Here is a 24,766-nt window from a genome sequence, read left to right as displayed (position 1 = left end):
CCTCACGCACAGCGGGAAGCCCCGGCCGGACGAGACGGCCGGGGCTTCCTGCTGTGCTGCGCTCAGACGGCGACCGAGCGGTACTTGCGGACCGAGAGGGTCCGGAATACCACGATGATCACCACGGACCAGATCAGCGAGGCCCACACGGGATGCACCATGGGCCACGCGTCGGAGGGAGAGACACCCGGATTCCCGAACAGCTCGCGGCACGCCTGGACGGTCGCGCTGAAGGGGTTCCACTCGGCGATCGGCTGCAGCCAGCCGGCCATGTTCTCGGTGGGTACGAACGCGTTCGAGATGAACGTGACCGGGAACAGCCAGATCAGCCCGCCCGAGGTCGCGGCCTCGGGGGTCCGGACGGACAGACCGATCAGGGCGCCGATCCAGGAGAAGGCGTAGCCGAGGAGGAGCAGGAGAGCGAAGGCCCCCAGTGCCTTCGGGATGCCCTCGTGGATGCGCCAGCCGACGAGCAGGGCGACGACCGTGAGGACGACGACGGTGAGCGTGGTCTGGACGAGGTCGGCCAGTGTGCGGCCGGTGAGGACCGCGCCGCGCGCCATGGGCAGCGACCTGAAGCGGTCGATGAGTCCCTTGTGCATGTCGTCGGCGATACCGGCGCCCGCGCCGGCCGTGGCGAAGGTGACCGTCTGGGCGAAGATGCCCGCCATGAGGAACTCGCGGTACTCGGCGGCGCTGGTCGAGCCGCCGATCACCATCGAGCCGCCGAAGACGTAGCTGAACAGCACGACGAACATGACCGGCTGGATGAGCCCGAAGAGGATCATCTCCGGAATCCGGCTCATCCGGATCAGATTGCGACGGGCGATGACCAGCGAGTCACGGACGGACTGGCCGACGCCGCCGCCGGAGCGGGGCGCGGGAGTCGCGGTCGTCTCGGTAACGGCACTCACTTCTCTGCCTCCGTCGGGGCGGCGGTCGGCGTGACCGCCCCGTTCTCGTCGTTCTTCTCCTGCTCGGCGGCGTGGCCGGTGAGGGAGATGAACACGTCGTCGAGGGTGGGACGGCGCAGTCCGATGTCGTCGATCTCCACACCGCGGCCGTCCAGGTCCCGGATGACCTCGGCGAGGAGCTTGGCGCCGCCGTCGACCGGGACGGTCAGCTTGCGCATGTGCGGGACGACGGCGACCTCGCCCTTGCCCAGATGGGCGAGGACGTCGCGGGCCGCGTCGATCCGGTCGCGCTGCTGGACGACGACCTCGATGCGCTCTCCGCCGGTGCGGGCCTTGAGCTGGTCGGAGGTGCCGCGGGCGATGACGAGGCCGTGGTCGATCACGCAGATGTCGTGGGCGAGGCGGTCCGCCTCCTCCAGGTACTGCGTGGTCAGCAGTAGCGTCGTGCCGCCGGCGACGAGCTCCTCGATGACCTCCCAGAGCTGCTGCCGGTTGCGCGGGTCGAGTCCGGTGGTGGGCTCGTCCATGAACATGACCGGCGGGGAGACGACGAGCGCGGCCGCGAGGTCGAGCCGGCGGCGCATGCCGCCGGAGTAGGTCTTGGCGGTGCGGTCGGCCGCGTCCGCGAGGTTGAACCGCTCCAGCAGTTCCCCGGCACGGGCCTTCGCGGCGCGTGAGGACATCTGGTAGAGCTGGCCGACCATGTGCAGGTTCTCACGGCCGGTCAGGTACTCGTCGACGGCGGCGAACTGGCCGGAGAGCCCGATCGAACGCCGCACCTCGTTGGGATTCTTCAGTACGTCGATGCCCGCGACGAAGGCGCTGCCGCTGTCGGGCCTGAGCAGCGTCGTGAGGACGCGTACGGCGGTCGTCTTGCCGGCCCCGTTGGGGCCGAGAAGTCCGAGGACGGTGCCTTGCGGCACGTCGAGGTCGACGCCGCCGAGTGCTCGTACGTCGCCGAAGGTCTTCACCAGACCTTCGGCGTAGATGGCGCCTGGCATATGGGATTCCCCCAGTGCGTTCGGGTGACTTCCTCACAGATCCTAGATTTGCCCGAGTTTCCGCGCCCGGTGAACACGAGACGAACGCGCGTACGCCCGGGTCGGGCGGAGGCACACTAACGCGATACATCGCGACCGACAAGGGGTCAGCCCATCACGAGATATCCCGCCCCGCGCAGCGCCGCCGCGACCTCTTCGCAGTGCTCCGGGCCCTTCGTCTCCAGATGCAGTTCCACCTCCGCCTCACTGAGGCCGAGGCGGGGGTCGGTACGCACATGGCTGACGTCCAGGACGTTGGCATCGGCCAACGTGAGCACGCCCAGCATGGTCGCCAGCGCGCCGGGACGGTCCGTCAGACGCAGCCTCAGGCTCAGATAGCGCCCGGCCGCCGACATGCCGTGGGTCAGGATGCGCTGCATCAGCAACGGGTCCACGTTGCCGCCGGACAGCAGCGCCACCACCGGCCCGCGGAACGACTTCGGGTCGCTGAGCAACGCGGCCACCGGGCTCGCCCCGGCCGGCTCCACCACCATCTTCGCCCGCTCCAGGCAGAGCAGCAGGGCGCTGGACAGCTCGTCCTCGGAGACCGTACGGACCTCGTCGACCAGCTCCTGGACCAGGCCGAACGGCACGTCGCCGGGGCGTCCCACCTTGATGCCGTCCGCCATCGTCTGCAGCGAACCGATCGACACGGGGTGGCCGGCTGCCAGCGACGGCGGGTAGCAGGCGGCGCCGGCCGCCTGCACACCGACGATCCGCACCTCAGGTCTGATCGCCTTCACCGCCACGGCGATCCCCGCCGCGAGCCCGCCGCCGCCGATGCCGACGACGATCGTGCGCACCTCGGGGCACTGCTCCAGGATCTCCAGGCCCACCGTGCCCTGCCCCGCGATGATGTCCGGGTGGTCGAAGGGGTGGATGAAGACCGCGCCCGTCTCGTGCGCGTACTCCTGCGCCGCGGCGAGCGTCTCGTCGACGACATGACCGTGCAGCCGCACCTGCGCTCCGTACTCACGGGTCGCGGCGACCTTGGGCAGGGGTGCTCCGACCGGCATGAAGACCGTTGACCGTACGCCGAGGAGTGCAGACGCGAGCGCTACACCCTGCGCATGGTTTCCGGCGCTCGCGGCGACGACACCCGCAGCCCTTTCGACCGGAGTGAGACCCGAGATACGTACGTACGCGCCCCGCAGTTTGAACGAACCGGTCCGCTGCAGGTTCTCGCACTTGAAGCGGACGGGTGCACCCACCAGCGCCGACAGATGGCGGCTGCCCTCCAGCGGAGTGACCCTGGAGACCCCGGAGAGCATCTTCTGCGCCCCCCGGACGTCATCGAGGATCAGCGGGGGAAAACGGCCGGGCGGCGGGAAGTTCATACCGCAAGTCTTGCAGCTGAAAGGGGTTGCAGCCGCCGCGGCCGGTCCCCTCCTGCGTCGATGTCCGCAGGTTTGTGCGGCACTGGTACGCGTTGCCCCGGGGCCGCGTACTCTGTCCCCCACCCATCCGACACCGCACGAAGAGAGCTCCCGGCCATGCCCCCTCAGGACATGACGACTGCCGCGTCTCCTTCCGGGGGCGCCGCCCCGGAGAACCCGGGTCACCATCACCTTCTCGACGCTCTGCAGCACCAGGTGGCGGTCTTCGCCAGGCGTGCCGAGCAGACCCGCCTCGGCGGCGTCGGCCAGGTGCGCAACTCCATGGACCGGGCCGCGTATCTGCTGCTCAACCGGCTGGACCGGGAGGGCCCCATGGGCGTGAAGGCACTGGCCGCCGGCATGGGGATCGACTCCTCGACGGTGACCCGGCAGGTCGCACCGCTCGTGGACACCGGTCTGGTCAAGCGCACCTCGCATCCGGAGGACGGCCGTGCGGTCGTGCTCCAGTTGTCCCCGCGCGGTCAGGCGCGGCTGGAGGAGGTCCGGGCCTCGCGGCGCGAGTTGATGTCCCAGGTGACGGACGAGTGGACCGAGGACGAACGGGACACGTTCTGCGCGCTGCTCACCCGCTTCAACGGTGCCCTCGCCGCCCGGCAGGCGGCGCACCAGCCCCCGTCGGCGGGCTAGGGCCTCTCGCTGCGGAGGGCTCGATCCCACCGGGCCCCTGGGGGTTGACCCGGGGCCCGAGGAGCGCTCCGATGGACCTCGTGCGAGAGCGTCAGGCGGTCCTGCAGCGGCAGCGTGCCCGGGAGTTCGAGGCCTTCATGGCGGGCGCGGCGGGCCGGCTGCTGCACACCGCGACCCTGCTCACGGCCGAACCGGTGGACCCGCCCGGGGCCAACAGGCGCGCGCAGCGGATCCTGACGGCCGCGCTGGCCCGGACGTACGCGGACTGGGACCGGCTGCACGGCGAGGACCCCTACAACCGCACCCGGCAGGACCTGGCAGTCCGGTTCGCCCGGGAGACGTGGCGCCACCACCGGCCGCGCGGCGGGCTGCTGGACCGGCTGACCCCGCAGGAGCGGCTGGTCCTGGTGCTGCGCCTGTACGAAGGTGTCCCGGAGGAGCAGACGGCGGCGCTGCTCGGGGTTCCGGTGGACCGGATCCGCGCCGTCTGCAACCGCGCGGTGGCCACGATGCGCGGCACCCGGGTCCCGACGGTGCGACGGGGCCGCTCCCGGTCCTCGCGGGCCGCGCCGTGAGCGGTACCGGGCGCAGGGAGGACGAGGTCCGGCGGATGCTGGAGGCCTCCCGTCCGCAGGTGCCGGCGGACCTGCCGGCGCGGGCGGTGGAGCGCGGCGCCCGGCTGCTGCGCCGTGGGCGGGTGTTGCGCCGGCTGTGGCTGGTGACGGCGGGCGCGGCAGTCGTGGCGTTCCTCGTGTGGGCGGTGATGGTCCAGCCCTGGCAGGTGCCGCCCGCCGAGACGACGCCGCCGCTGGACGGCTGGTAGGGCGGCGGACCCGGGAATCACCCAACGGCTCCCCTACGCTCGTCCGCGAACTCGGGAAAAACAATGCGGCCGGCGATGTCGAGAACCCGTGACCGGCTCCGTCCCCGGGGTGAACGCGACCACAGCGGGTCGCACGAGCACCAAGGAGATCCATCATGGCCAAGTACCTGCTGCTGAAGCACTACCGCGGCGCCCCGGCCGCGGTGAACGACGTGTGCATGGACCAGTGGACGCCGGACGAGATCTCGGCCCACATGCGGTACATGAACGACTTCGCGGCCCGGCTGGAGAAGACCGGGGAGTTCGTCGACGGCCAGGCGCTCGCCCCCGAGGGTGCCTGGGTCCGCTACGACGGTGAGGGGCGCCCGCCGGTCACCGACGGACCGTTCGCCGAGACCAAGGACCTCATCGCCGGCTGGATGATCATCGACGTGGACAGCTACGAACGCGCCGTCGAGCTGACCGGGGAACTGTCGGCCGCTCCCGGCGCGGGCGGCAAGCCGATCCACGAGTGGCTGGAGCTGCGCCCGTTCCTGACCGAGCCGCCCACCATCTCGGAGTGACTCCCGGATGAATCCGATGGATGAGGTCTTGCTCAGGAGCCTCACACCGGGCGTGCTCACCGTCCTCGTCCGCCGCGGAGCCGACTTCGCGGCGGCCGAGGACGCCGTGCAGGACGCGATGGTGGAGGCGCTCCGGGTCTGGGAGGCCGACCCGCCCCGGGATGCCAAGGGGTGGCTGATCACCGTGGCCTGGCGCAAGTTCCTCGACACGACGCGCGCCGACACCGCGCGCCGCCGCCGCGAGGACCGGGTCGAGGAGGAGCCGGTGCCCGGGCCGGCGCCCGCGGGGGACGACACGCTCCAGCTCTACTTCCTGTGCGCCCACCCGTCGCTGACCCCGGCGTCGGCCGTCGCGCTCACCCTGCGCGCGGTCGGCGGGCTGACCACGCGCCAGATCGCCGCGGCCTACCTGGTGCCCGAGGCCACCATGGCCCAGCGCATCAGCCGGGCCAAGCGCACCGTCTCCGACGTGCGGTTCGACCGGCCCGGCGACGTCGCCACCGTGCTGCGCGTCCTCTACCTGGTCTTCAACGAGGGCTACTCCGGCGATGTCGACCTGGCCGCCGAGGCCATCCGGCTCACCCGGCAGCTCGCGTCCGCCGTCGACCACCCCGAGGTGGCGGGGCTGCTCGCCCTGATGCTGCTCCACCACGCCCGACGGGCGGCCCGGACCGCGTCCGACGGCAGCCTGGTGCCGCTCGCCGAGCAGGACCGCCGCCGGTGGGACACCGCGTCGATCGCCGAGGGCGTCGGGATCCTTCAGGCGGCTCTCGCCCGCGACCGGCTGGGCGAGTTCCAGGCCCAGGCCGCCATCGCGGCCCTCCACGCCGATGCGCCGGCCGCCGAGGAGACCGACTGGGTGCAGATCGTCGAGTGGTACGACGAGCTCGCGCGCCTGACCGACAGCCCGGTCGTCCGGCTCAACCGCGCGGTCGCCGTCGGGGAGGCCGACGGGCCGCGCGCCGGACTGGCGGCACTGGCGGCGCTGGACACGTCACTGCCCCGCCACACTGCGGTGGCGGCGTACCTCCACGAACGTGACGGCGACCTGGGCAGGGCGGCGCGGCTGTACGCGGAGGCGGCCCACCGGGCTCCCAACCTCGCAGAGCGTGATCACCTGACGCGCCAGGCCGCCCGGCTCAATGCCCGCCGAGGTGACTGACGGGTCGCGCGGGGCCACCCGATTTATCCTGGAAAGGCATCGGCCGAGGAGGCTGTGATGACCAGGAAGATCGCCGACTGCCGCAAGTATCCGAGCGTGTCGAACTGCTCGCTGACCATCTCCGGCGAGGAGGAGGAAGTCGTGCGGGCCGCGACCGAGCACGCGGTCTCCGTCCATGAGCACACCGACAGCCCCGAGCTGCGGGAGCAGGTCAGGGCCTCGCTGGAGGACGAGAAGGTCTCTGTCTGAGGACGGGAAGGTCAGGAGCGGGACCGGGTCGTCCGGCCCCGCCCCTGACGGATCACGCCGAAGAGGCGCATTCCGGCCCCCGCGGGGCCGGCGCGGCATGATCCGACGGCAGGCCTCAGCCGAGCGCCTGCGTCAGGTCGGCCAGCAGGTCGTCGCCGCTCTCGATGCCGACGGAGAGCCGGACCAGGTCGGCCGGGACCTCCAGCGGGGATCCGGCGGCGGAGGCGTGCGTCATCCGGCCCGGGTGCTCCAGCAGCGACTCGACGCCGCCGAGCGACTCACCGAGCGTGAAGAGCTTCGCGCGGTTGCAGACCTCGACGGCCGCTTCCTCGCCGCCCGCGACGCGGAACGACACCATCCCGCCGAACGCCTTCATCTGCTTGGCGGCGATCTCGTGCCCCTGGTGCTCGGGCAGCCCGGGGTAGAGGACCTGGGTGACCTTGGGGTGGCGGGTCAGCAGGTCGGCGACCTTGGTGGCGTTCTCGCTGTGCCGGTCCATCCGGACGGCGAGGGTCTTGATGCCGCGCAGCACCAGCCAGGCGTCGAACGGCCCGGCGACGGCTCCCATCGCGTTCTGGTGGTACGCCAACTCCTCCGACAAGTCGGGGTCGTTGACGATCAGTGCGCCGCCGACGACGTCCGAGTGACCGCCCATGTACTTCGTGGTGGAGTGGACCACGACATCGGCGCCCAGGGCGAGGGGCTGCTGGAGGTAGGGGCTGGCGAAGGTGTTGTCGACGACCAGGCGCGCGCCCGCCGTGCGGGCCACGTCGGCGACGGCCGCGATGTCGGTGATGCCGAGCAGCGGGTTGGACGGGGTCTCCACCCAGATCGCCTTGGTGCGCGGGGTGATCGCCGCCCGTACCGCCGCCACGTCCGAGGTGTCGGCGACCGAGAACTCCACGCCCCAGCGCGAGGCGACCTTCGCGAACAGCCGGAACGTGCCGCCGTAGGCGTCGTTCGGGATGACCACGTGGTCGCCGGGCGTCAGCAGCGTACGGAGCAGGCAGTCCTCGGCGGCGAGGCCGGAGGCGAAGGCGAGTCCGCGGCGGCCGCCCTCCAGGGCCGCGAGGTTCTCCTCCAGCGCGGTGCGCGTGGGGTTGGCGCTGCGGCTGTACTCGTAGCCGCCGCGCAGACCGCCCACACCGTCCTGCTTGTACGTGGACACCTGGTAAATGGGCGGAACAACGGCGCCGGTGAGGGGATCGGCGGTGTTTCCCGCATGGATCGCGAGAGTCTCGAAGCTGTGCTGGTCGCTCATGGGCACCGAGCGTAGTTCGTCGTGAGGGCGCTCGACCGGGCACCGTGCCGTCCGGTGACAATGGGGGCATGGAGATTCTGTGGTTCCTGCTCGCGCTGTGCATGCTTGCCGCGGTCGTCGGCCCCTTCGTGCTGCGCCGTCGCGGTGGTATCCGGCAGGTGGCGCCCGGTTCCCCGGACGCCGCCGACCCGGACACCTATGGCTTCGTGCGTCAGGAGGAGCTGGACATCCGGATGCCGGGCCCCGACCAGGATCTCCTTGATGTGCTCGATGTCGTCCAGCACACCCAGGAGTGGCGGGCCGCGTCGCAACTGCTGTCCGGTACGCCGAAGGACGGCGAGGTGCGGTGGCAGCGGGTCCAGGCGTTCGCCGGGGCCGCCTCGCTGGAGCTGATGCAGCGGCCGGGTGCGGGCGGGGCGTGGCTGCGCAAGTGGCGGGCCGAGGCGCCGAAGGACGCGGGCGGCGCGGCCGTGCACGCGGAGTTCCTGGTCCAGCAGGCGTGGCGTTCGTCGACGGCCGGTACGGACGACTTCCGGATCATTCTGGAGGAGGCCCGCACGGTGGTCGGCGAGGCGGCCCTGCTGGCGCCGGGCGACCCCGTCCCGTATCTGGTGGAACTGGCGGTCGCCCGTGGACTGGGCTACTCCCACGAGGAGTTCGACCAGCTCTGGGCGAAGATCATCGACCGGGCTCCGGCCCACATGGGCGCGCACATCGCCGCGCTGCACTTCTGGTGCGAGAAGTGGCACGGATCGCGCGAGGAGGCCGACCGCTTCGCGACCGCGGCCGCCGCCCGCGCCCCGCAGGGCTCGCTGCTGGCCGCGCTGCCGCTCTTCGCGGTGTACGAGCACCTGCCCGAGGTCAATCTCGTGCAGGGGTTCTACCGGAGCCAGGTGGTGACCAGGGCGGTCGAGGGCGCGATGTTCGCGGTCCACGCGGCCCGCGCCGACGACCCCATGCTCGCGCATGTCCGCCATCTCCTGGTGCTGTTCCTGGTCCGGATGGAGCGCTGGTCCGAGGCGATGAACCAGCTGGTCCACATCGACGGACACGTGGGCGCACTGCCGTGGACGGAGAACTCCGACCCGGCCGCCGAGTACACCGTCTACCGGGCCCTGGCGGTGGCCGGCTACGAGGCGAACGGCGGCAGCCCGGCCACGCTGCCGCACTAGGGCGTGTTTCGAAAGTAGCGCCGTCCGCCCGGCCGGACAGGCGGGGCTTTCGAAAATACGCCCTCGGGCCTCGGCCCTCCCCCGGCCGCCGGTGTGCGACCGTGGAGGCACCGACGCCGCGAAGCAGCGGCCGACCCCGCGACAAGGACCGGTGTTCCCGTGGCACGACTGATACCCCTGATCCTGATCGGCCTCGGCCTCTACTTCTGGTTCAAGGCCCGCAAGCGCGCCGGCGCCTACGTCGAGTCCGTCGAGTCCGAGGACGGCACACCGCGCCGCTGACCGGGGCGGAGGAATCCTCGGCGGCCCTGGCGCGTTCTAGGGACAGCACGCCTACCCCAGGAGGAGCCCCCGCATGTTCCTGAACCGCCGCACCCCGCAGCTCCCCACCCCGGAGGAGGCTCTGCGCGGCCGCACCACCCCGGAATTCACCGTCCCGTCCCGCCACACGGTCCTGGGCAACGCCCTGCTCGGCCCGTACCCGGAGGGTCTGGAGGTGGCGGACTTCGCGATGGGGTGTTTCTGGGGTGCCGAGCGCAAGTTCTGGGAGACGGACGGCGTCTGGACGACGCTCGTCGGCTACCAGGGCGGCTACACGGAGAACCCCGCGTACGAGGAGGTCTGCTCGGGCCTGACCGGGCACACGGAGGCGGTCCGCGTCGTGTACGACCCGAAGACCGTCACGTACGCCCAGCTCCTGAAGGTCTTCTGGGAGTCCCACGACCCGACCCAGGGCTTCCGCCAGGGCAACGACGTGGGCACCCAGTACCGCTCCGCGGTCTACACCCACTCCCCCGAGCAGGCAGCGGCCGTGGCGGCCTCCCGCGAGGCGTACCAGAAGGTCCTCACGGGCTCCGGCTACGGCGAGATCAGCACGGAGATCCTCCCCGCCGAGGGCCGTACCTTCTGGCCCGCCGAACCGGCGCACCAGCAGTACCTGGACAAGAACCCGGCGGGCTACTGCGGGATCGGCGGCACGGGCGTCTCCTGCCCGATCGGCGTGGCACCGGCCGGGGGCTGACCTCTCAGGCGGGCGGGCGGTGTGGCACCGGCCCGGGGCTGACCTCTCAGGCGGGCGGGCCCGTCACTGATGCCGTGGGGGCGTCTGGTGCTCGCGGATGACCTCGATCAACTGACTCTTACGCATCCTGGCGGTACCGCGGATGCCCAGCCCTGCGGCGACCTGTTGGAGTTCCGCCAGCACCATGCCGTCCAGCCCTGCTCCCGTGCGCCGCGCGCGGGTGAAGGGCACGGGGGCCAGGTCCCGCTCTTCCGCGGAACCCCGGCCGAGCCGGAGCATTCCTTCCAGGTCGACCAGCCGCCGTTCCTGCTGGCGCATCAGAACGAGCACCTCGGACAGCATGTCGGGGGTGGTCCGGCTCGCCCGCGCGGGGCTGCCCGCCCTCTCGCGCAGCGCGGTGAGGTTCCGGTGCAGGTCCGGCCAGTAGCGGTCGAAGGAACGGTCAAGCCGTTCAGGCGCGATGCCCGCGCCGTCGAGGGCCGCGTTGAGATCGTGCATCAGCTTGCGGAAGTCGTCACGCGACCGGCTCTCGGCAGCTTGAAACTGCGCCAGGGGGCCGGTCAGGTCGACGACCGGGACGTCCAGCAGCACCGGCACGACCAGCGATTCACTGATCTGCTTGGACAGAGCGCCGGCTTCGAAGTTGACCCACTGGGAGTGCTGATTGTCCGAGGTGACGCAGATGATGCCGAAGTCGGACTCGGCCAGTTCGTCGGCAACCTGGGCAAGACCCCGGCTGCCTTTCTTGATGTCCTGCGAAGACACCCACGGCTCGACGGCTTGGATGACGTCGGGCAGCCAGGTCTTCAGCGCCTCCGCCATCATCTTCGAGCGCTCGCCGGACCAGCTCAGAAACACCTTCACGGGACCCCCTCCGGGCCGCAGGGCTGCGGGTCGCATCAGCCCCTTCTCGTCATTCTGACATATCAGGGAGTGGCCTACGGCCCCCGCGTCGAGAATGGCCGGTACGCTCACGGCCACGTGGAGTGTGGGGGGGCACAGTGCGAGAAGAGCCTGCTGGCGGACGGGCGATCCCGTCCATGGCCGGGCGGCCCTGGTGGGCCGCCAACGAAGTTCTTGCGTTCCTCGTGGAGTTGGCGGCGCTGGCCTGCCTGTTCTGGTGGGGGTTCAGCCTCGGGGACGCTCTTGCCGTCCAATTGCTTCTCGGGCTAGGGGTGTTGGCGGCAGCCATCGCCCTGTGGGGAATGTTCGCCGCCCCGCGCGCCCGGTTCCGGCTGCCGCTGGGCGGTGTGCTCGTGGTGAAGACCGTGGTGCTCGGCGGCGGCGCCCTCGCGCTGTACGCGGTGGGGCACCCGGTGGCGGCTGTGGTCATGGCCGTCGTGGTGGTGGTGAACACGGCGCTGGCGGAGACGTTCCGGCGCAGGCCGGCGCCTACGAAGTAGCGCGGGCCCGCGCCTGGTCACCGGCGGCGTCCGCGGGTCGCCTCGAGATCGTTCTCGGTCAGCGGGGGCCTTCCTCCCCGGCGTGGCTGTCCGGTGACCTGAGCGCGTCGACGCCCGCACGGGCAAGCTGGTTCGGACGACGGGGCCGGCACGCATCCGCGCCCCGGCCCCGTCTGCGTAGGCCGGGAAGGGTCAGATCAGGCCCTGCGCCAGCATCGCGTCCGCGACCAGTTCGAAACCGGCGATGTTCGCGCCGGCCACGTAGTTGCCGGGGCTGCCGTAGCGCTCCGCCGTGATGTAGCAGGAGTCGTGGATGTGGCGCATGATCTCCGCGAGCCGCTCCTCCGTGTGGGCGAACGTCCAGGAGTCGCGGGAGGCGTTCTGCTGCATCTCCAGGGCGCTGGTGGCGACGCCGCCCGCGTTGGCCGCCTTGCCGGGGGCGAAGGCCACGCCGGCCTCCTGGAAGACGCGGACGGCCTCGGGGGTGGTGGGCATGTTGGCGCCCTCCGCGACCGCCTTCACTCCGTGGCGTACGAGGGCCAGCGCGTCGGCCTCGTGGAGTTCGTTCTGCGTGGCACAGGGCAGGGCCACGTCGCAGGGGACGTTCCAGACGCCGGTGCCGGGTACGAAGACGGCCTCGGGCCGGCGTTCGGCGTAGTCGGAGACGCGGCCGCGGCCGGCCTCCTTGATCTCCTTGAGCAGGGCGAGGTCGATGCCCTTCTCGTCCACGACGTAACCGTCGGAGTCGGAGCAGGTCACCACCGTGGCGCCGAGCTGCTGGGCCTTCTCGATCGCGTAGATCGCGACGTTGCCCGAGCCGGAGACGACGATGCGCCGGCCGTCGAGGCTGTCCCCCTGGCTGCGGAGCATTTCGGCGGTGAACAGGACGCAGCCGTAGCCGGTCGCCTCCGTACGCACCAGGGCGCCGCCCCAGCCGAGGCCCTTTCCGGTGAGGACTCCGGACTCGTAGCGGTTGGTGATCCGCTTGTACTGGCCGAAGAGGTAGCCGATCTCGCGGCCGCCCACGCCGATGTCACCGGCGGGAACGTCGGTGTACTCGCCGAGGTGGCGGTGGAGTTCCGTCATGAACGACTGGCAGAACCGCATGATCTCGGCGTCCGAGCGACCCTTCGGGTCGAAGTCGGAACCACCCTTGCCGCCGCCGATGGGCATGCCGGTGAGGGCGTTCTTGAAGATCTGCTCGAAGCCGAGGAACTTCACGATGCCGAGGTTCACCGAGGGGTGGAAGCGGAGCCCGCCCTTGTACGGACCCAGGGAGCTGGAGAATTCGACCCGGAATCCGCGGTTGACATGGATGTCGCCGGAGTCGTCCGACCACGGCACCCGGAAGATGAGCTGGCGCTCCGGCTCGCATATGCGCTCGATGATCCGGGCGTCCACGAACTCCGGCCGCTGGGCCAGCACCGGGCCGAGCGTTTCCAGGACTTCCCGGACGGCCTGGTGGAACTCCTTCTCGCCCTGGTTGCGGCGGAGGATCTCCGCGTACAGCGGCTCGAGGATGCGGGCGGCTGCGTGCGGCGTTGCGGAGTCGGGGGTGGCCGGCATCTGATCAAGACCTTCCGTGGATCGGCTCGTGCGCGAAGGCACCCCCGTCCCGAGGGGTGCCAGGTCCCCCCTCACTGTTGAGGGCGTCGCCCGACATCACGCATACCGTGCACACGAAAGCGACGTACAGGACCGTTGTGGCGTATCGAGTGTCCCAGTGGGGCGGCGGAATGCTCCACGGGCATCCACATGGTGATCCCTTCCCGCCCTGTCCGGGAAGGCCGCAACCGCCCGGGCCCAGGCCGGTTCCGGGCAGAATTGGCCGGCTTGCGACGGGCTCGCACATCCATCGAAGTGGTGAACCTCACAGTGCCGTACGGGTGGTTGTGAGGCGGGGCGGCCGGTCTCAGTTCTCACGCGGGCCGCGCAGCATCCACAGGCCGGCCGCCGACGCGAGCAGGACCGCGCCCGAGACGACGCTCAGGGCGATGTGCAGCCCCTCCTGCTCCACCAGGAAGTTCAGCGAGAGGTTCGCGACGAGTGCGGCAAGGAGCGCGGTCCGAAGCAGCGGCTTCATGGGTTCCTCCAGGAGGTCGGGCGGGCCGCCGGGCCCCCGCCCGGCTGTGTCCTCCACTCTCGCGGCGGGCGGACTCCGGCACGAGGGGCCGGGCCCCCGGACCCGTGGTGCAGCCGGCTACACCACGGGGGTGGGGGCGGGATCACCGAGGTGCGCGGTCCGGGCCCGCGGTGACGGACTATCAGACATGATTCCGTCATGACGACATCACGGGGGAACGGCAAGGGCCGGAGTCCCCATACCCCTTACGCGCCAACGCCGTTGGCCACCGGACCGCTGCTCGGTTACGGGCAGCCGGGACCCCCGTACGTTCCCGGGCGGGCGGAGCGGCCCGCGCCGGGGACTCCGCCCCGGGCCGGCGAGATGCGCCGCTATCTCGCCGTGGGACTCGACTGCTATCTCTGCCTGGTCGCCGGCGGCTTACTCGTCCGGCCGTACGCGGACTCGGCGGCCGTTCCCAAGGTCGTCGGACTGCTGATCGGGCCGGTGCTCGCCCTCTCGTTCCTCAATCAGGTGGTGCTCACCGCGGTCTTCGGTGCGGGGGCGGGGAAGCTGATCATGGGGATACGGGTGGTGAGCCTGCCGGGCACAGGGCGCCCGGGCCCCGGGCAGCTGGTGCGGCGCTGGCTGTACGGGCTGTGCTGGCTGCCGTTGCAGCCCTGGTACGGGCTGCGCGCCCGTCTGGCGGCGGACGGCCCCGGGGCGCGGGCGGGGGGCGCCGCATCCAGCGACCCGGCCGGTCTGCGCCAGGTCCGCCGCACCGATCTGGCGGCACACCGCCGGGCGGTGGCGGGGCGGGCCGGCTGAGCCGGCGGATCCGTCGTACGGGCCCGCCGGCCGGAGGGTGAGGAGTGGTGCCGGGTCAGGCCGCGGCGTTCTCCGTGATGGTGACCTTGCCCTTGCGGATGGTCGCCAGGCGCGGGGCCCGGCGGGCGATCGCGCTGTCGTGGGTGACCATGATGAAGGTGAGCCCGTGCTCCTTCCACATGGTCTCCAGCACCTCCATGATCTCGTCGCGCATGGACTCGTCGAGGTTGCCGGTGGGCTCGTCGGCGAGCAGCACCTTGGGCTGCTTCACCAGGGCCCTGGCTATGGCGACGCGCTGCTGCTGGCCGCCGGACATCTCACCGGGGAGGTGGCCGAGCCGTTCGCCGAGTCCGACCGAGTCGAGCGCCTCGGCAGCTCTTCTGCGCCGTTCGGACGCCTTGACACCGAGCGGGACGAGGGCGGTCTCGACGTTCTCCTGGGCGGTGAGTGTGGGGATGAGGTTGAAGCTCTGGAAGACGAAGCCGATGTTCTCGGCGCGCACCTTGGTGAGCTTGGCCTCGCTGAGTCGGGCGAGGTCCACCCCGTCGAGTTCGACGCTGCCGTCCGTGGGACGGTCCAGGCCGCCGAGCATCTGGAGCAGCGTGGACTTGCCGCCGCCGGTGGGGCCCTGGATGACCAGGCGCCCGCCGTCCTCGATGGTGAGGTCGACGCCGGCGAGCGCGTGGACGGTGGACTTGCCGCGCGTGTAGCGCTTGGTGACGCCTTGAAGCGTGTACATGGGCCAACTCCTGCTGGACGGTGATCGCGGATCCCGGGCGACCGTCGGGGGCCGCGGATCGCTGGGGGACGGGGTACGGGATGCCCGGGTGCCGGTCATCCCGTACGGGCTACTCGACGCGGCGCAGCGCGTCCGCGGGGCGCAGCCGGGAGGCTCGCCAGCCGCCGAAGGCGCCTGCGATCAGCCCGCCCGCCACGGCCAGGCCGACGGCGATCAGGATGATCGAGAGGGAGACGGGCGCGGTCAGTGCGATGTCGAGGGCCTTGGACGCGGTCTGCCGGCCGGGGCCGCCCATCATGCCGCCGCGCGCGCCACCGCCGCCGGAGGAGCCGAGCTGAGCGGTGAGGGTGGGGCTGACGGCGGTGACGGCGTACGCGCCCGCCAGGCCGGCCGCGATGCCGAGGACGCCGCCCATCAGTCCGTTGACGAGTGCTTCGCCGATGACCTGACGGGTGACCCGGCCGCTCTTCCAGCCGAGCGCCTTGAGCGTGCCGAACTCCCGTACGCGGCGGCTGACCGCGGAGGAGGTGAGGAGGCCGGCCACCAGGAACGCGGCGATGAGCACGGCGATGGAGAGCCACTTGCCGACGCTGGAGGCCAGGTCGGACGCGGTGGACAGGGAGCCGGACACGGTGTCGGCGAGGTCGGCGGAGGTGGTGACCGTGGTGCCCGTGACGTTCTTCTGGATCGCGGACTTGACGCTGTCGATCTGCTGCGAGTCCGCGGCCTTCACGTAGACCGTGGTGACCTTGTCCTTCGAGCCGGAGAGGGTCTGCGCCTGCTGGAGCGGGATGTAAAGATTGGCGGCCGCGTCTCCGCTGTCGGCCGTCGAGACGCCGACGATCGTGAACTCGGTGCCGTGGATCGTGACCGTCTTGCCGGTGGAGAGCTTCTTCTCCTTGGCGTACGCGGCGTCGACCACGGTCACTTCGGCGTCGGTCTCCGTGGTCTTGAACGTGCGTCCCGCGGTGATCTTCGACGAGGTGAGCGGGCCGAGGTCCTGCTTGGTGACGTCGGTGCCGTACACGGTGTAGGAGTTGACGTCGAAGGAGGCGCCGCCGCCCTGCACCTCGCCCTGCGGCTGGGTGGTGCCGCCGCCGGGGCCGCCGCGGCCGCCGCCCTGGGCCGTGCCGCCCTCCTGCTTGAACTCGCCGCGCTTGAACTGGCCGTCCACCTTCATGACGGTCAGGCTCAGCCCGCCGACGGCGTCGGCGACGCCGGTCTGCCCGCCCACCTTGCCGACGGTGGTGGAGGCGAGCGTCTGGAAGCCCTGGACCATGACGCGGTCCGTGCTCTGCGTCGCGTCGTCGTCGCTGTCCTTGGCGTCGAACTGGAACCTGGGGCGATCCGTGGTGGAACCCGGAGCTGCGGCGGCCTTGGTGACGGTCATGTCCGTACCGAGGCCGTACAGCGATTCCAGGACCTTGTCCTGGGCCTTGCTCATGCCCGAGGAGACCGAGCTGACGATGATGACGAGCGCAATGCCGAGGGCGAGCCCCGAGGCGACGACGAGCGCCGCCTTTCTGCGGCGGCGCAGCTCGCGCCGGAGGTAGGTGAAGAACATGGCGCGAGGCTAGGGACCGCTTGTGATGGTGGGTTAAGGCCACCATGAGAGCGGGATGAGAACAGCCGGCAACGCCGCAGGCGGCGGCTCCGGGATCCGTGGGGATCGCGGAGCCGCCGCCTGCGGTACGGGGCTCGGGGGTGCGGCAGGCTCAGGCCTCGGAGCCCGCCGTCCACTGGGCCCAGCTCATGTTCCAGCCGTTGAGGCCGTTGTCGGGCTGAATGGTCTTGTCCGGGGAGTTCTTGACGATGACCACGTCGCCGATCATGGAGTTGTTGAAGAACCAGGCGGCGGGCGCGTTGGGATCGCCGGCGCCCTTGGCGTCGGCGAGACCGACGCAGCCGTGGCTGGTGTTGGCGCTGCCGAAGATCGACTTGGCGCCCCAGTAGTTGCCGTGGATGAAGGTGCCCGACGTGGACAGCCGCATGGCGTGCGGCACGTCCTTGATGTCGTACTCACCCTTGCCGTCGTCGTCGGTGAAGCCGACCGTCGAGCCGTCCATCCGGGTCTCCTTGAACTTCTCGGAGATCACCATCTGGCCGTTGTACGTCGGGTTGTCCGACGAACCCGCCGAGATCGGGATGGTCTTGATCGTCTTGCCGTTCTGGGTGACGGTCATGGTGTGCGTCTTGGCGTCCACGGTCGAGACCTGGTTACGGCCGATCTTGAAGGTGACCGTCTTCTGCTGCACGCCGTAGACGCCGTCCGCGCCCTCGACGCCGTCCAGCGCCAGCTTCAGCGTGACGGTGGAGCCGCCCGTCCAGTAGTCCTCGGGGCGCAGGTCCAGGCGCTGGGAGTTGAACCAGTGGCCGGCGACCTGCTGGCCGCTGCTGGACGTCACCGTGATGCCGGCCTCGACGGCCTTCTTGTCCGTGATCGCCTTGTTGAAGTTGATCGAGACGGGCATGCCGACGCCGACGGTGGAGCCGTCCTCGGGGGTGAAGTTCCCGATGAAGCTGTTGGCGGGCGACACGGTGGTGAAGGAGGAGTTCTCGTGCGCCTCGCGGCCCTTCGAGTCCTGCGCGGTCGCGTTGATCTTGTACGTGGTCGAACGCTCCAGCTGGGCGTCCGGCTTCCAGCTCGTACCGTCGGCGGAGAGAGTCCCCTTGACGCTCTCACCGGCCGCCGTGGTCATTGTGACGACGGTCAGCTTGCCCTTGGTGACGGTGACCTTGGCGGCGTTGTTGATGCTGGCGTTGGTCGCGCCGTTCTTCGGCGAGATCGCTATCTGCGCCTCGGAGGTCTCCTCGGCCGCCGCCTTGTCGACCTCGGCCGCCTGTGACTTCGAGCTGTCGGGGCTGGGGCCGCCCTTGTCGCCGCCGTCGCTGCAGGCCGAAAGCACCAGCACGCCGCCGAGCAGTGCCGACGCGGCCATGAGGCCCTTGCGCCGTTTGCTGTCCGTCATCACACGCTTCTCCATCGTTGCCGAAATCCCCGAAAACCCCGTGCCGACCCGTCGGCCGGCGATGCCCGTCAATGTTCCAAGAACACTCCGAGCGGGTGCCCCGTTCCATATCTGCCTCGGATGTGGGGAACACCACTCATCGACGCGGTGGCGACAGCCATGGTTCCCGCTGTTCATCACCTATGTACCAGCCGCCGCACGACCCGGTTGTACCGCAGGTCCGCGATCCGGATCCACCGGCCGCTCACGCGCACCGGCCCCGGCCCGCCGGAAGCGGGCCGGGGCCGGTGTTCCCACCCGCTAGGCCCGCCGCTCCGTGCTGCCGCGCTCGTCGTCCTCCTCCCCATTGTGCGGGACGCCGGCAGCGCTCCTGTCGCCGTCGTCCTCGTCGTCGTAGTAGTCACCGTCCTGGCCGTCTGCGAGGTCCCATCCGTCCGGGTCCTCCGGGTCGTAGTCGATGGTCTCGCTGCTCCAGGAGGCCTGGGTCAGCTCGACCCCGGGCACCTCGCTGACCAGGTCGAACGGATCGATCAGTGAGGCGAGGGCCTCCGCACCGTCTTCCCGTACCGCGGTCTCGGCATGCGTGCGTTCTTCGGCGGACTCGCCGCCGGGCTCGCCGTACTCGGCGGCGAGGCTCTCCAGCGCGGTCCCGCTCAGGGCATCGGCGTCCGTGATCTCCAACACCATTTCGACACGAAGGCGAACGAATCGTGATGACTCAGAAGTGCTCATGAGGCGGAGCGTAAGCTGCCGGCCGCCATGGCTTTCCCGCGACCCGCTGCGTTCATTAGCATCGGCGCAACAGGCTTGAGGGGACCCGGCATTCGGGAAGCCCTCGCACGTACGGCTGCCCCGAGGGGGATCGATTCCGTGGCCATCACCCGCCGCCCGCTCCTGACCGCCACCGCTGCGGGGACGCTGTTGTGCGCCCTGTGGTTCGTCCCGTCCGCCAACGCGGGCGATGCGACCACCGCGCCGGGTACGGCCGACCGCGGCGCCGCCGCCGAGGCGGACCCGGCCTCCACCACGCTCGCCGAGACCGGAACCGGGATCGACACGACGCCGTATCTCGTCGGCGGTATGGCGTTCCTGGGCATCGGCGCGGGCTTCGTCACGTACTCGGGCCGTCACGGAGGTCCGCGGCCGGCCCTGTGACCGGTACGCACGAGCGGCCACCGGGTCCGCCCGGTGGCCGCTCGCGCGTGTGTGCGGCCCGGGTCAGGCCAGCGGCCCCGTGACCGGCTCGACGGCCGAGACGAGCTTGCCCGCGCGGACGAAGGCGTCCGCCGCGGCCAGGTCCGGCGACAGGAAGCGGTCCGGACCGGGTCCCTCGACGCCCGCCGCACGCAGCGCCTCGATGGCGGCGAGCGAGGCGGGGGCCGGGGTCAGGCCCTGCGCGGCGCGCAGTTCGACGGCGCGGGTCGCCGCGTACAGCTCGACGGCGACGATCCGGGCGAGGTTGTCCACGGCGGTACGGAGCTTGCGCGCGGCCGACCAGCCCATCGAGACGTGGTCCTCCTGCATCGCGGAGGACGGGATCGAGTCGGCGGAGGCGGGGACGGCGAGCCGCTTCATCTCGCTGACCAGGGCGGCCTGGGTGTACTGGGCGATCATCAGGCCCGAGTCGACCCCGGCGTCATCGGCGAGGAACGGCGGCAGCCCGTGCGAACGGTTCTTGTCCAGCAGCCGGTCGGTGCGGCGCTCGGTGATCGAACCGAGGTCGGCGGCGACGATCGCCAGGAAGTCCAGGACGTACGCGACCGGCGCCCCGTGGAAGTTGCCGTTGGACTCGACCCGCCCGTCGGGCAGCACCACCGGATTGTCGACGGACGAGGCGAGTTCGCGGTCGGCGACGGTCGCGGCGTACGCGAGGGTGTCGCGGCCCGCGCCGTTGACCTGGGGCGCGCAGCGCACGGAGTAGGCGTCCTGGACGCGCGGCGCGTCGTCCTGATGGTGGCCGGTGAGCCCCGAACCGGCCAGCACCCGCAGCATGTTGTCGGCGCTGGCGCCCTGGCCGGGGTGCGGGCGGATGGCGTGCAGCTCGGGGGCGAGGACCTTGTCCGTGCCGAGCAGTGCCTCCAGCGAGAGGGCCGCGGTGATGTCGGCCGAGGTGTAGAGGCTGCGCAGGTCGGCGAGGGCCATCACGAGCATGCCGAGCATGCCGTCGGTGCCGTTGAGGAGGGCGAGGCCCTCCTTCTCGCGCAGCTCGACGGGGGTGATGCCGTGGGCGGCGAGGAGTTCGCCCGCCGGGCGCACGGTGCCGTCGGGGCCCTCCGCGTCCCCCTCGCCCATCAGGGTCAGGGCGCAGTGCGAGAGCGGTGCCAGGTCGCCGGAGCAGCCGAGGGAACCGTACTCGTGAACGACGGGTGTGATCCCGGCGTTGAGGACGTCCGCCATGGTCTGGGCGACCTCGGGCCGCACGCCCGTGTGGCCCGAGGCGACCGTCTTCAGCCGCAGGAACATCAGGGCCCTGACGACCTCGCGCTCGACCCGCGGGCCCATGCCGGCGGCGTGCGAGCGGACGATGTTGCGCTGGAGCTGGGCGCGGAGCTCCGGACTGATGTGGCGGCTGGCCAGCGCGCCGAATCCGGTGGAGACGCCGTAGACCGGCTCGGGCTTGGCGGCGAGCGCGTCCACGATCTCGCGAGCGGCGGCCAGGGCCCTCACCGCGGCGGCGGAGAGTTCGACACGGGCGTTGCCGCGGGCCACGGCGATGACGTCCTGAGCAGTGGTACCGGACGTCCCCACCACGACTGTATGCATATCCATATTCAGAAGCGTACGGACTGAAACCCTTGATGTCACTAGTGGTCGCCGGGTTGACCCCTTACCTCATCCGTCACCTCGGGGACGGCTCCCCGCAGCCGACGGCGGTCATGGGCGGATTTGGGCGGCGAGTCGGCCAGCCGGATGACCTCGCCGTCACGCCCCGCCACCACGGGCTTCCTGGAGCGGGCCGCCTTCGCCCGGTACTGGGCCGCGTCCGCGAGCCGGAACAGCCGCCGAGCAGAGACCACCGGGCCGATCGGGTCCCCCGTGGACGCGATCCCGCAGGCGACCCCGTTGCCGAACTCCAGCTCGGCGGCGCGCTCACAGAGCTCGGTGGCCACCGCGATCACCTCGTCCGCCCCGGGGCCCAGGGCCAGCAGACAGAACTCGTCCCCGCCGAGCCGGGCCGCCAGCGCTCCGGTCAGCATGGCCCCACACCGGGACAGCACTGAGCCGAAACGTTCCAGCAGCCGGTCACCGACGGCGTGCCCGTGCGTGTCGTTGACCCACTTCAGGCCGTTGAGATCGCAGACGACCAGGCTCACCACCGCACCGTCGTCCCGGTGCCGCTCCACCGCCTCGTCCAGCCGCATGTCCACGGCCCGCCGGTTCGCGAGGCCGGTCAGCGGATCGGTGAAGGCGAGCTTGCGCACCTCCTCCAGGCGCTCCGTCTGGGAGATCCCGGCGGCCACGACGGCGGCCAGCACGGTGGCGAAGTCCGCGTCCCGGCGGCCGAACACCGGCTCCCCCACCGGCCGCGCCACATAGAGCTCGCCCCAGGCGCGCCCGTGCAGCACGATCGGCGCGACCACACAGCAGCCCCGCCCGCGCCGGCGCAGCGCCGCCACCCGCTGATGGCAGTAGCCGCGCCCGTAACCATGCGCACCCGACACGTCCGCACCCCCCGCGTCCCCGCCCTCGGGCTCCGGCTCCACCGGACCCTCCGCGGTCTCCACCCACGCGTCCGGCTCACCGCCCCCGGCCCACCGCTCGTGCAGGAACTCGGTGATCTCCGGGAACTGGTGCACCGGGTACGCCTCCTCGTCGGGGAACTCCTCCTCCCCTTCGGCCCGCTCGCCCGCGTTGACCAGGACCCGCAGCCGCCCGCGTCCGCGCTCCCAGACCGACAGCGCGGCGAAGCTGCCGCCCAGCGCCTCGCACGCCCCCAGCGCGGCTGCTCGCCAGCATCCCCGCGGGGTGTGCGCCGCCGCCATCGCCTGCGCCAGTGAAACCACGGCCCGCAGCCGCGCATCGTCACCACCCATCGCACCAGCTTATGTAGATTTGTGATGTTTTGATCAGTCTGCGGACCTGATCATGCGCGGTGCGTCGCGGCACGACTACGTGGAGTCATGACGTGTCACTCGCCAGGCCAGTTCGCCTTCCGCTTCTCGTTGAACGCGGCGACGCCCTCCGCCCGGTCTCCGGAGAAGGCCACCGACCGCCACGCGGAGTCCTCGACCTCAAGACCCGCCCGCAGATCGAGCCCGTGCCCGAGCCGCAGCGCCCGCTTGGCCGCCCGCAGCCCCACGGGGGAGTTCGCCGCGATCCGGCCGGCCAGTGCCAGCGCCTCGGCCCGGTCCTCGCCCTCCGCGACCAGCTGGTCGACCAGGCCCAGGTCGCGGGCCTCGGCCGCCTCCACCCGCCGCGCGGTGAAGATCAGCTCGGCGGCTCGCGCCGCCCCGACCCGGCGCGGCAGCAGCTGGGTGCCGCCACCCCCCGGGATGACCCCGACCGACACCTCCGGCAGACCCACCAGGGCGGTCCGGTCGGCGACGATCAGATCGCAGGACAGAGCCAGCTCGAACCCGCCGCCGAGCGCGAAGCCGTGCACCGCGGCGATCGTCGGCATCGGCAGTTCGAGCACCCCGGTGTAGGCGGCTCGCGCGGTGGGCCGCTGGCGCACCAGGTCGGCGTCGGTGAAGGAGTTGCGCTCCTTGAGATCCGCACCCACGCAGAAGGCCCGCTCGTGGCTGGAGGTGAGCACGGTGACCCGGACGCCGGGGTCGGCGGCGAGCGCGGCACAGGCGGCGGCGATCGAGCGGGCCATGTCCGTCGACACCGCGTTCATGGCCTTGGGCCGGTCGAGGACCAGCTCGGCGACGTGCTCCAGGCCCTCATGGCCCCGTACGACGACGAATTCCCCGAACCGCTGCTCGGACGTGACGGTCATGGAGTGCACCCCTGTCGGTTAACGAGCGTTACCGAAGGGATCCTAGAGCTCTCCCGGTGCGGGAGGGCAGGTGCCGGTCAAGACGTAACGCGGCGGGAGGCCGGGGCCGACCAGGGCCCACCGGCGGGACGGCCACGGACGGGTCGGGACGTACCGGGCGGGAGGCCGGGGCCGGTCAGGCCCACCGGCGGGAGGGCACAGGCGGGTCAGGACGTACCGCGGCGGGAGGCCGGGGCCGGCCAGGGCTCACCGGCGGGACGGCCACGGACGGGTCGGGACGTACCGGGCGGAAGGCCGAGGCCGGTCAGGCTCACCCGCGGGAGGGCACAGGCGGGTCAGGACGTACCGCGGCGGGCCAGCAGCCACGGCTCGACGATGCCGAGTCCGCGCACCGGCCGCTGCCACATCGGCTGCAGGCCGTAGCGGTACTTGGGCAGGGGAGCCGGCTCCTCGCCGTCCGCGCCCTCCTTCTCGGCCCGCTCGGCGGCGGCCGCCGCCTCCTCCGCGGCCTGCGCCTCGGAGACGGGGGCGTCCCCGGTACGGGTCAGCTCCTTGGCGAACGCCCCGTCCACCAGGACGGCGTCCTTCGGCGCTATCGAGGTCAGCCGGCTGGCGAGGTTCACCGTGGTGCCGAAGACATCGCCCATCCGGGTGGTGACGGTGCCGAACGCGATGCCTACGCGCAGCGCCGGCATCGTCTCGTCCAGGGCCATCGCCTCCACGAGGCGCAGCGCGATCTCGGACGCGGTGCCGGCGTCGTCGGCGGCGAAGAGCACCTCGTCGCCGAGGGTCTTGATCAGCCGGCCGCCGTGGGCCGCGACGAGGTCGGCGCAGGTGGTCTCGAAGGACTCGACGAGTTCGCCGAGCTCCTCCTCCTCCAGGCGGCGCGTCAGCCGGGTGAATCCGACGAGGTCGGCGAAACCGACGGCCAGACGCCGGTCGAACATCTCCTCGTCGTCAGCGGCCTGCACGACCCGGCCGGTGGCGGCGGCGAGCTGGCGCCGCCACACGTACACCAGGAACTCCTCCAGCTCCGGCAGGAGCAGTTCGATCAGGGGGTACGTGACCTCGGTGCGGGTCATTCCCGGCTCGGGGGGCTCGGTGAGGCCCTCCAGGAACGAATCGATCTGCCATTCCGCCAGCCGGGCGGTGGTCTGGCCGGTCGACCTGGCCACCTGGATCGCCATCGGCTCGCTGAGCAGTCCTGCCTCGACGAGACCGGACAGCCGCCGCAGCGCCAGGACGTCGGCCTCGGTCAGCGCCTTGGCCTGGCCGATGTCGGCGAATCCCATGGCCCGCCAGAACCGCGACGCCAGATCCATGGAGACACCCGCGGTCCGGGCGGCCTGGAACGGGGTGTAGCGCCGGTCGGCGCCCAGGATCAGCTGTTCCAGCCGGATCGCCAGGGGGTCGTCGGTCGGTTCAGCCGTGTGGTCGACCTCGTGATGCGGTGTCGCGTGGACCGAGGAGTCCGACGGGGGCTCCGCGCCCGCGCCGGAGGTCGTGTCGCCGACGGTCACCAGCCGCCTCCTGCCCGTTCCCTGCGCACTGCCCTGCCGATCTGTCGGTGGATCGCCTCAACGATACGGCAGGT

At 71.4% G+C, this 24,766-nt stretch carries 26 protein-coding genes and 2 pseudogenes; 12 read left to right on the top strand and 16 right to left on the bottom strand.

The features are described from left to right. Positions 1–62: 62 nt before the first annotated feature. From ABZ434_RS21485 to ilvA, 3 genes are all read right to left on the bottom strand, one after another. The gene (locus tag ABZ434_RS21485) at positions 63–914 is read right to left on the bottom strand and encodes an ABC transporter permease (RefSeq protein WP_359139082.1); all 852 of its coding nucleotides are present in this window, start codon (positions 912–914) and stop codon (positions 63–65) included. After that, positions 911–1,915, bottom strand: a complete 1,005-nt coding sequence (locus ABZ434_RS21480) for an ATP-binding cassette domain-containing protein (RefSeq protein ID WP_359139079.1) — start codon at positions 1,913–1,915, stop codon at positions 911–913. The genes ABZ434_RS21485 and ABZ434_RS21480 overlap by 4 nt, the downstream gene beginning before the upstream one ends. A gap of 146 nt (positions 1,916–2,061) precedes the next feature. After that, positions 2,062–3,291 (bottom strand): threonine ammonia-lyase, encoded by a 1,230-nt coding sequence (gene ilvA, locus ABZ434_RS21475; RefSeq protein ID WP_359139076.1) that lies wholly within the window; start codon positions 3,289–3,291, stop codon positions 2,062–2,064. A 156-nt stretch (positions 3,292–3,447) separates the two neighbouring features. On the opposite strand from ilvA, the gene ABZ434_RS21470 reads away from it, so the two are divergent. The 6 genes from ABZ434_RS21470 (at position 3,448) to ABZ434_RS21445 (ending at position 6,775) form a co-directional block, all read left to right on the top strand. Then, positions 3,448–3,978: a MarR family transcriptional regulator gene (locus ABZ434_RS21470; RefSeq protein WP_359139073.1), complete on the top strand. Its 531-nt coding sequence runs from the start codon at positions 3,448–3,450 to the stop codon at positions 3,976–3,978. An 80-nt stretch (positions 3,979–4,058) separates the two neighbouring features. Further along, on the top strand, positions 4,059–4,553 hold the full coding sequence (locus ABZ434_RS21465; RefSeq protein WP_359139222.1) for a sigma factor-like helix-turn-helix DNA-binding protein: 495 nt from the start codon (positions 4,059–4,061) through the stop codon (positions 4,551–4,553). Next, complete coding sequence (locus ABZ434_RS21460; RefSeq protein ID WP_359139070.1) at positions 4,550–4,801, top strand: hypothetical protein; 252 nt, start codon at positions 4,550–4,552, stop codon at positions 4,799–4,801. Before ABZ434_RS21465 ends, ABZ434_RS21460 begins: the two co-directional genes overlap by 4 nt. Positions 4,802–4,956: 155 nt before the next feature. Continuing rightward, entirely contained in the window at positions 4,957–5,364 is a 408-nt protein-coding gene (locus tag ABZ434_RS21455; RefSeq protein WP_359139067.1) for a YciI family protein, read from the top strand. A 16-nt stretch (positions 5,365–5,380) separates the two neighbouring features. Next, positions 5,381–6,526, top strand: a complete 1,146-nt coding sequence (locus ABZ434_RS21450) for a DUF6596 domain-containing protein (protein WP_359139064.1) — start codon at positions 5,381–5,383, stop codon at positions 6,524–6,526. A 57-nt stretch (positions 6,527–6,583) separates the two neighbouring features. Next, the gene (locus ABZ434_RS21445; protein ID WP_329540659.1) at positions 6,584–6,775 is read left to right on the top strand and encodes a DUF1059 domain-containing protein; all 192 of its coding nucleotides are present in this window, start codon (positions 6,584–6,586) and stop codon (positions 6,773–6,775) included. A gap of 115 nt (positions 6,776–6,890) precedes the next feature. Here the strand turns inward: ABZ434_RS21445 and ABZ434_RS21440 are convergent, their stop codons facing one another. Continuing rightward, positions 6,891–8,036: a cystathionine gamma-synthase gene (locus ABZ434_RS21440; protein WP_359139060.1), complete on the bottom strand. Its 1,146-nt coding sequence runs from the start codon at positions 8,034–8,036 to the stop codon at positions 6,891–6,893. 68 nt (positions 8,037–8,104) lie between these two features. On the opposite strand from ABZ434_RS21440, the gene ABZ434_RS21435 reads away from it, so the two are divergent. The 3 genes from ABZ434_RS21435 to msrA all read left to right on the top strand — a co-directional run bounded on the left by ABZ434_RS21435 (position 8,105) and on the right by msrA (position 10,229). Beyond that, entirely contained in the window at positions 8,105–9,208 is a 1,104-nt protein-coding gene (locus ABZ434_RS21435) for a hypothetical protein (RefSeq protein ID WP_359139057.1), read from the top strand. A gap of 159 nt (positions 9,209–9,367) precedes the next feature. Beyond that, entirely contained in the window at positions 9,368–9,490 is a 123-nt protein-coding gene (locus ABZ434_RS21430) for a hypothetical protein (protein ID WP_359139054.1), read from the top strand. A gap of 73 nt (positions 9,491–9,563) precedes the next feature. Beyond that, complete coding sequence (gene msrA, locus ABZ434_RS21425) at positions 9,564–10,229, top strand: peptide-methionine (S)-S-oxide reductase MsrA (protein ID WP_359139051.1); 666 nt, start codon at positions 9,564–9,566, stop codon at positions 10,227–10,229. Positions 10,230–10,313: 84 nt separating this feature from the next. Here msrA and ABZ434_RS21420 read toward each other — a convergent pair. Together ABZ434_RS21420 and ABZ434_RS21415 are read right to left on the bottom strand one after the other, a co-directional pair. After that, a pseudogene (locus tag ABZ434_RS21420) lies at positions 10,314–10,451 on the bottom strand (Rho termination factor N-terminal domain-containing protein); the annotation flags it as partial. Positions 10,452–10,739: 288 nt separating this feature from the next. Beyond that, positions 10,740–11,129 (bottom strand): annotated as a pseudogene (locus tag ABZ434_RS21415) (TIR domain-containing protein); the annotation flags it as partial. 140 nt (positions 11,130–11,269) lie between these two features. On the opposite strand from ABZ434_RS21415, the gene ABZ434_RS21410 reads away from it, so the two are divergent. After that, on the top strand, positions 11,270–11,632 hold the full coding sequence (locus tag ABZ434_RS21410; protein WP_359139048.1) for a YrdB family protein: 363 nt from the start codon (positions 11,270–11,272) through the stop codon (positions 11,630–11,632). Between the two features lie 192 nt (positions 11,633–11,824). Here the strand turns inward: ABZ434_RS21410 and gdhA are convergent, their stop codons facing one another. Together gdhA and ABZ434_RS21400 are read right to left on the bottom strand one after the other, a co-directional pair. Next, positions 11,825–13,198: an NADP-specific glutamate dehydrogenase gene (gdhA, locus tag ABZ434_RS21405; RefSeq protein WP_359139045.1), complete on the bottom strand. Its 1,374-nt coding sequence runs from the start codon at positions 13,196–13,198 to the stop codon at positions 11,825–11,827. A 346-nt stretch (positions 13,199–13,544) separates the two neighbouring features. Then, complete coding sequence (locus tag ABZ434_RS21400; RefSeq protein ID WP_359139042.1) at positions 13,545–13,715, bottom strand: hypothetical protein; 171 nt, start codon at positions 13,713–13,715, stop codon at positions 13,545–13,547. Between the two features lie 198 nt (positions 13,716–13,913). Here ABZ434_RS21400 and ABZ434_RS21395 point away from each other — a divergent pair, with 198 nt between their 5' ends. After that, the gene (locus tag ABZ434_RS21395; RefSeq protein ID WP_359139039.1) at positions 13,914–14,522 is read left to right on the top strand and encodes an RDD family protein; all 609 of its coding nucleotides are present in this window, start codon (positions 13,914–13,916) and stop codon (positions 14,520–14,522) included. 55 nt (positions 14,523–14,577) lie between these two features. Here the strand turns inward: ABZ434_RS21395 and ABZ434_RS21390 are convergent, their stop codons facing one another. The 4 genes from ABZ434_RS21390 to ABZ434_RS21375 all read right to left on the bottom strand — a co-directional run bounded on the left by ABZ434_RS21390 (position 14,578) and on the right by ABZ434_RS21375 (position 18,962). Further along, complete coding sequence (locus ABZ434_RS21390; RefSeq protein WP_359078734.1) at positions 14,578–15,261, bottom strand: ABC transporter ATP-binding protein; 684 nt, start codon at positions 15,259–15,261, stop codon at positions 14,578–14,580. 109 nt (positions 15,262–15,370) lie between these two features. Beyond that, the gene (locus tag ABZ434_RS21385; RefSeq protein ID WP_359139036.1) at positions 15,371–16,825 is read right to left on the bottom strand and encodes an ABC transporter permease; all 1,455 of its coding nucleotides are present in this window, start codon (positions 16,823–16,825) and stop codon (positions 15,371–15,373) included. Positions 16,826–16,976: 151 nt separating this feature from the next. Continuing rightward, the gene (locus ABZ434_RS21380; RefSeq protein ID WP_359139033.1) at positions 16,977–18,245 is read right to left on the bottom strand and encodes an Ig-like domain-containing protein; all 1,269 of its coding nucleotides are present in this window, start codon (positions 18,243–18,245) and stop codon (positions 16,977–16,979) included. Between the two features lie 285 nt (positions 18,246–18,530). Then, positions 18,531–18,962 (bottom strand): hypothetical protein, encoded by a 432-nt coding sequence (locus tag ABZ434_RS21375; RefSeq protein WP_359139030.1) that lies wholly within the window; start codon positions 18,960–18,962, stop codon positions 18,531–18,533. 138 nt (positions 18,963–19,100) lie between these two features. Here ABZ434_RS21375 and ABZ434_RS21370 point away from each other — a divergent pair, with 138 nt between their 5' ends. Next, positions 19,101–19,385, top strand: a complete 285-nt coding sequence (locus tag ABZ434_RS21370) for a hypothetical protein (protein WP_359139027.1) — start codon at positions 19,101–19,103, stop codon at positions 19,383–19,385. Between the two features lie 63 nt (positions 19,386–19,448). Here the strand turns inward: ABZ434_RS21370 and hutH are convergent, their stop codons facing one another. From hutH to ABZ434_RS21350, 4 genes are all read right to left on the bottom strand, one after another. Then, the gene (gene hutH / locus ABZ434_RS21365; protein WP_359139024.1) at positions 19,449–20,999 is read right to left on the bottom strand and encodes a histidine ammonia-lyase; all 1,551 of its coding nucleotides are present in this window, start codon (positions 20,997–20,999) and stop codon (positions 19,449–19,451) included. A 35-nt stretch (positions 21,000–21,034) separates the two neighbouring features. After that, positions 21,035–22,264, bottom strand: a complete 1,230-nt coding sequence (locus tag ABZ434_RS21360) for a GGDEF domain-containing protein (protein ID WP_359139021.1) — start codon at positions 22,262–22,264, stop codon at positions 21,035–21,037. A 95-nt stretch (positions 22,265–22,359) separates the two neighbouring features. Then, complete coding sequence (locus ABZ434_RS21355; protein WP_359139018.1) at positions 22,360–23,172, bottom strand: enoyl-CoA hydratase-related protein; 813 nt, start codon at positions 23,170–23,172, stop codon at positions 22,360–22,362. A gap of 335 nt (positions 23,173–23,507) precedes the next feature. Then, positions 23,508–24,692, bottom strand: coding sequence for an adenylate/guanylate cyclase domain-containing protein (locus ABZ434_RS21350; protein ID WP_359139015.1), 1,185 nt, complete (start codon positions 24,690–24,692; stop codon positions 23,508–23,510). Positions 24,693–24,766: the final 74 nt, after the last annotated feature.

The sequence above is a fragment of the Streptomyces sp. NPDC005761 genome (assembly GCF_040630635.1).
In the GTDB taxonomy this organism is placed as follows: Bacteria; Actinomycetota; Actinomycetes; order Streptomycetales; family Streptomycetaceae; genus Streptomyces.
Note: the sequence above shows the minus strand (reverse complement) of the source record. Positions and strands in the feature narration are given on the sequence as shown.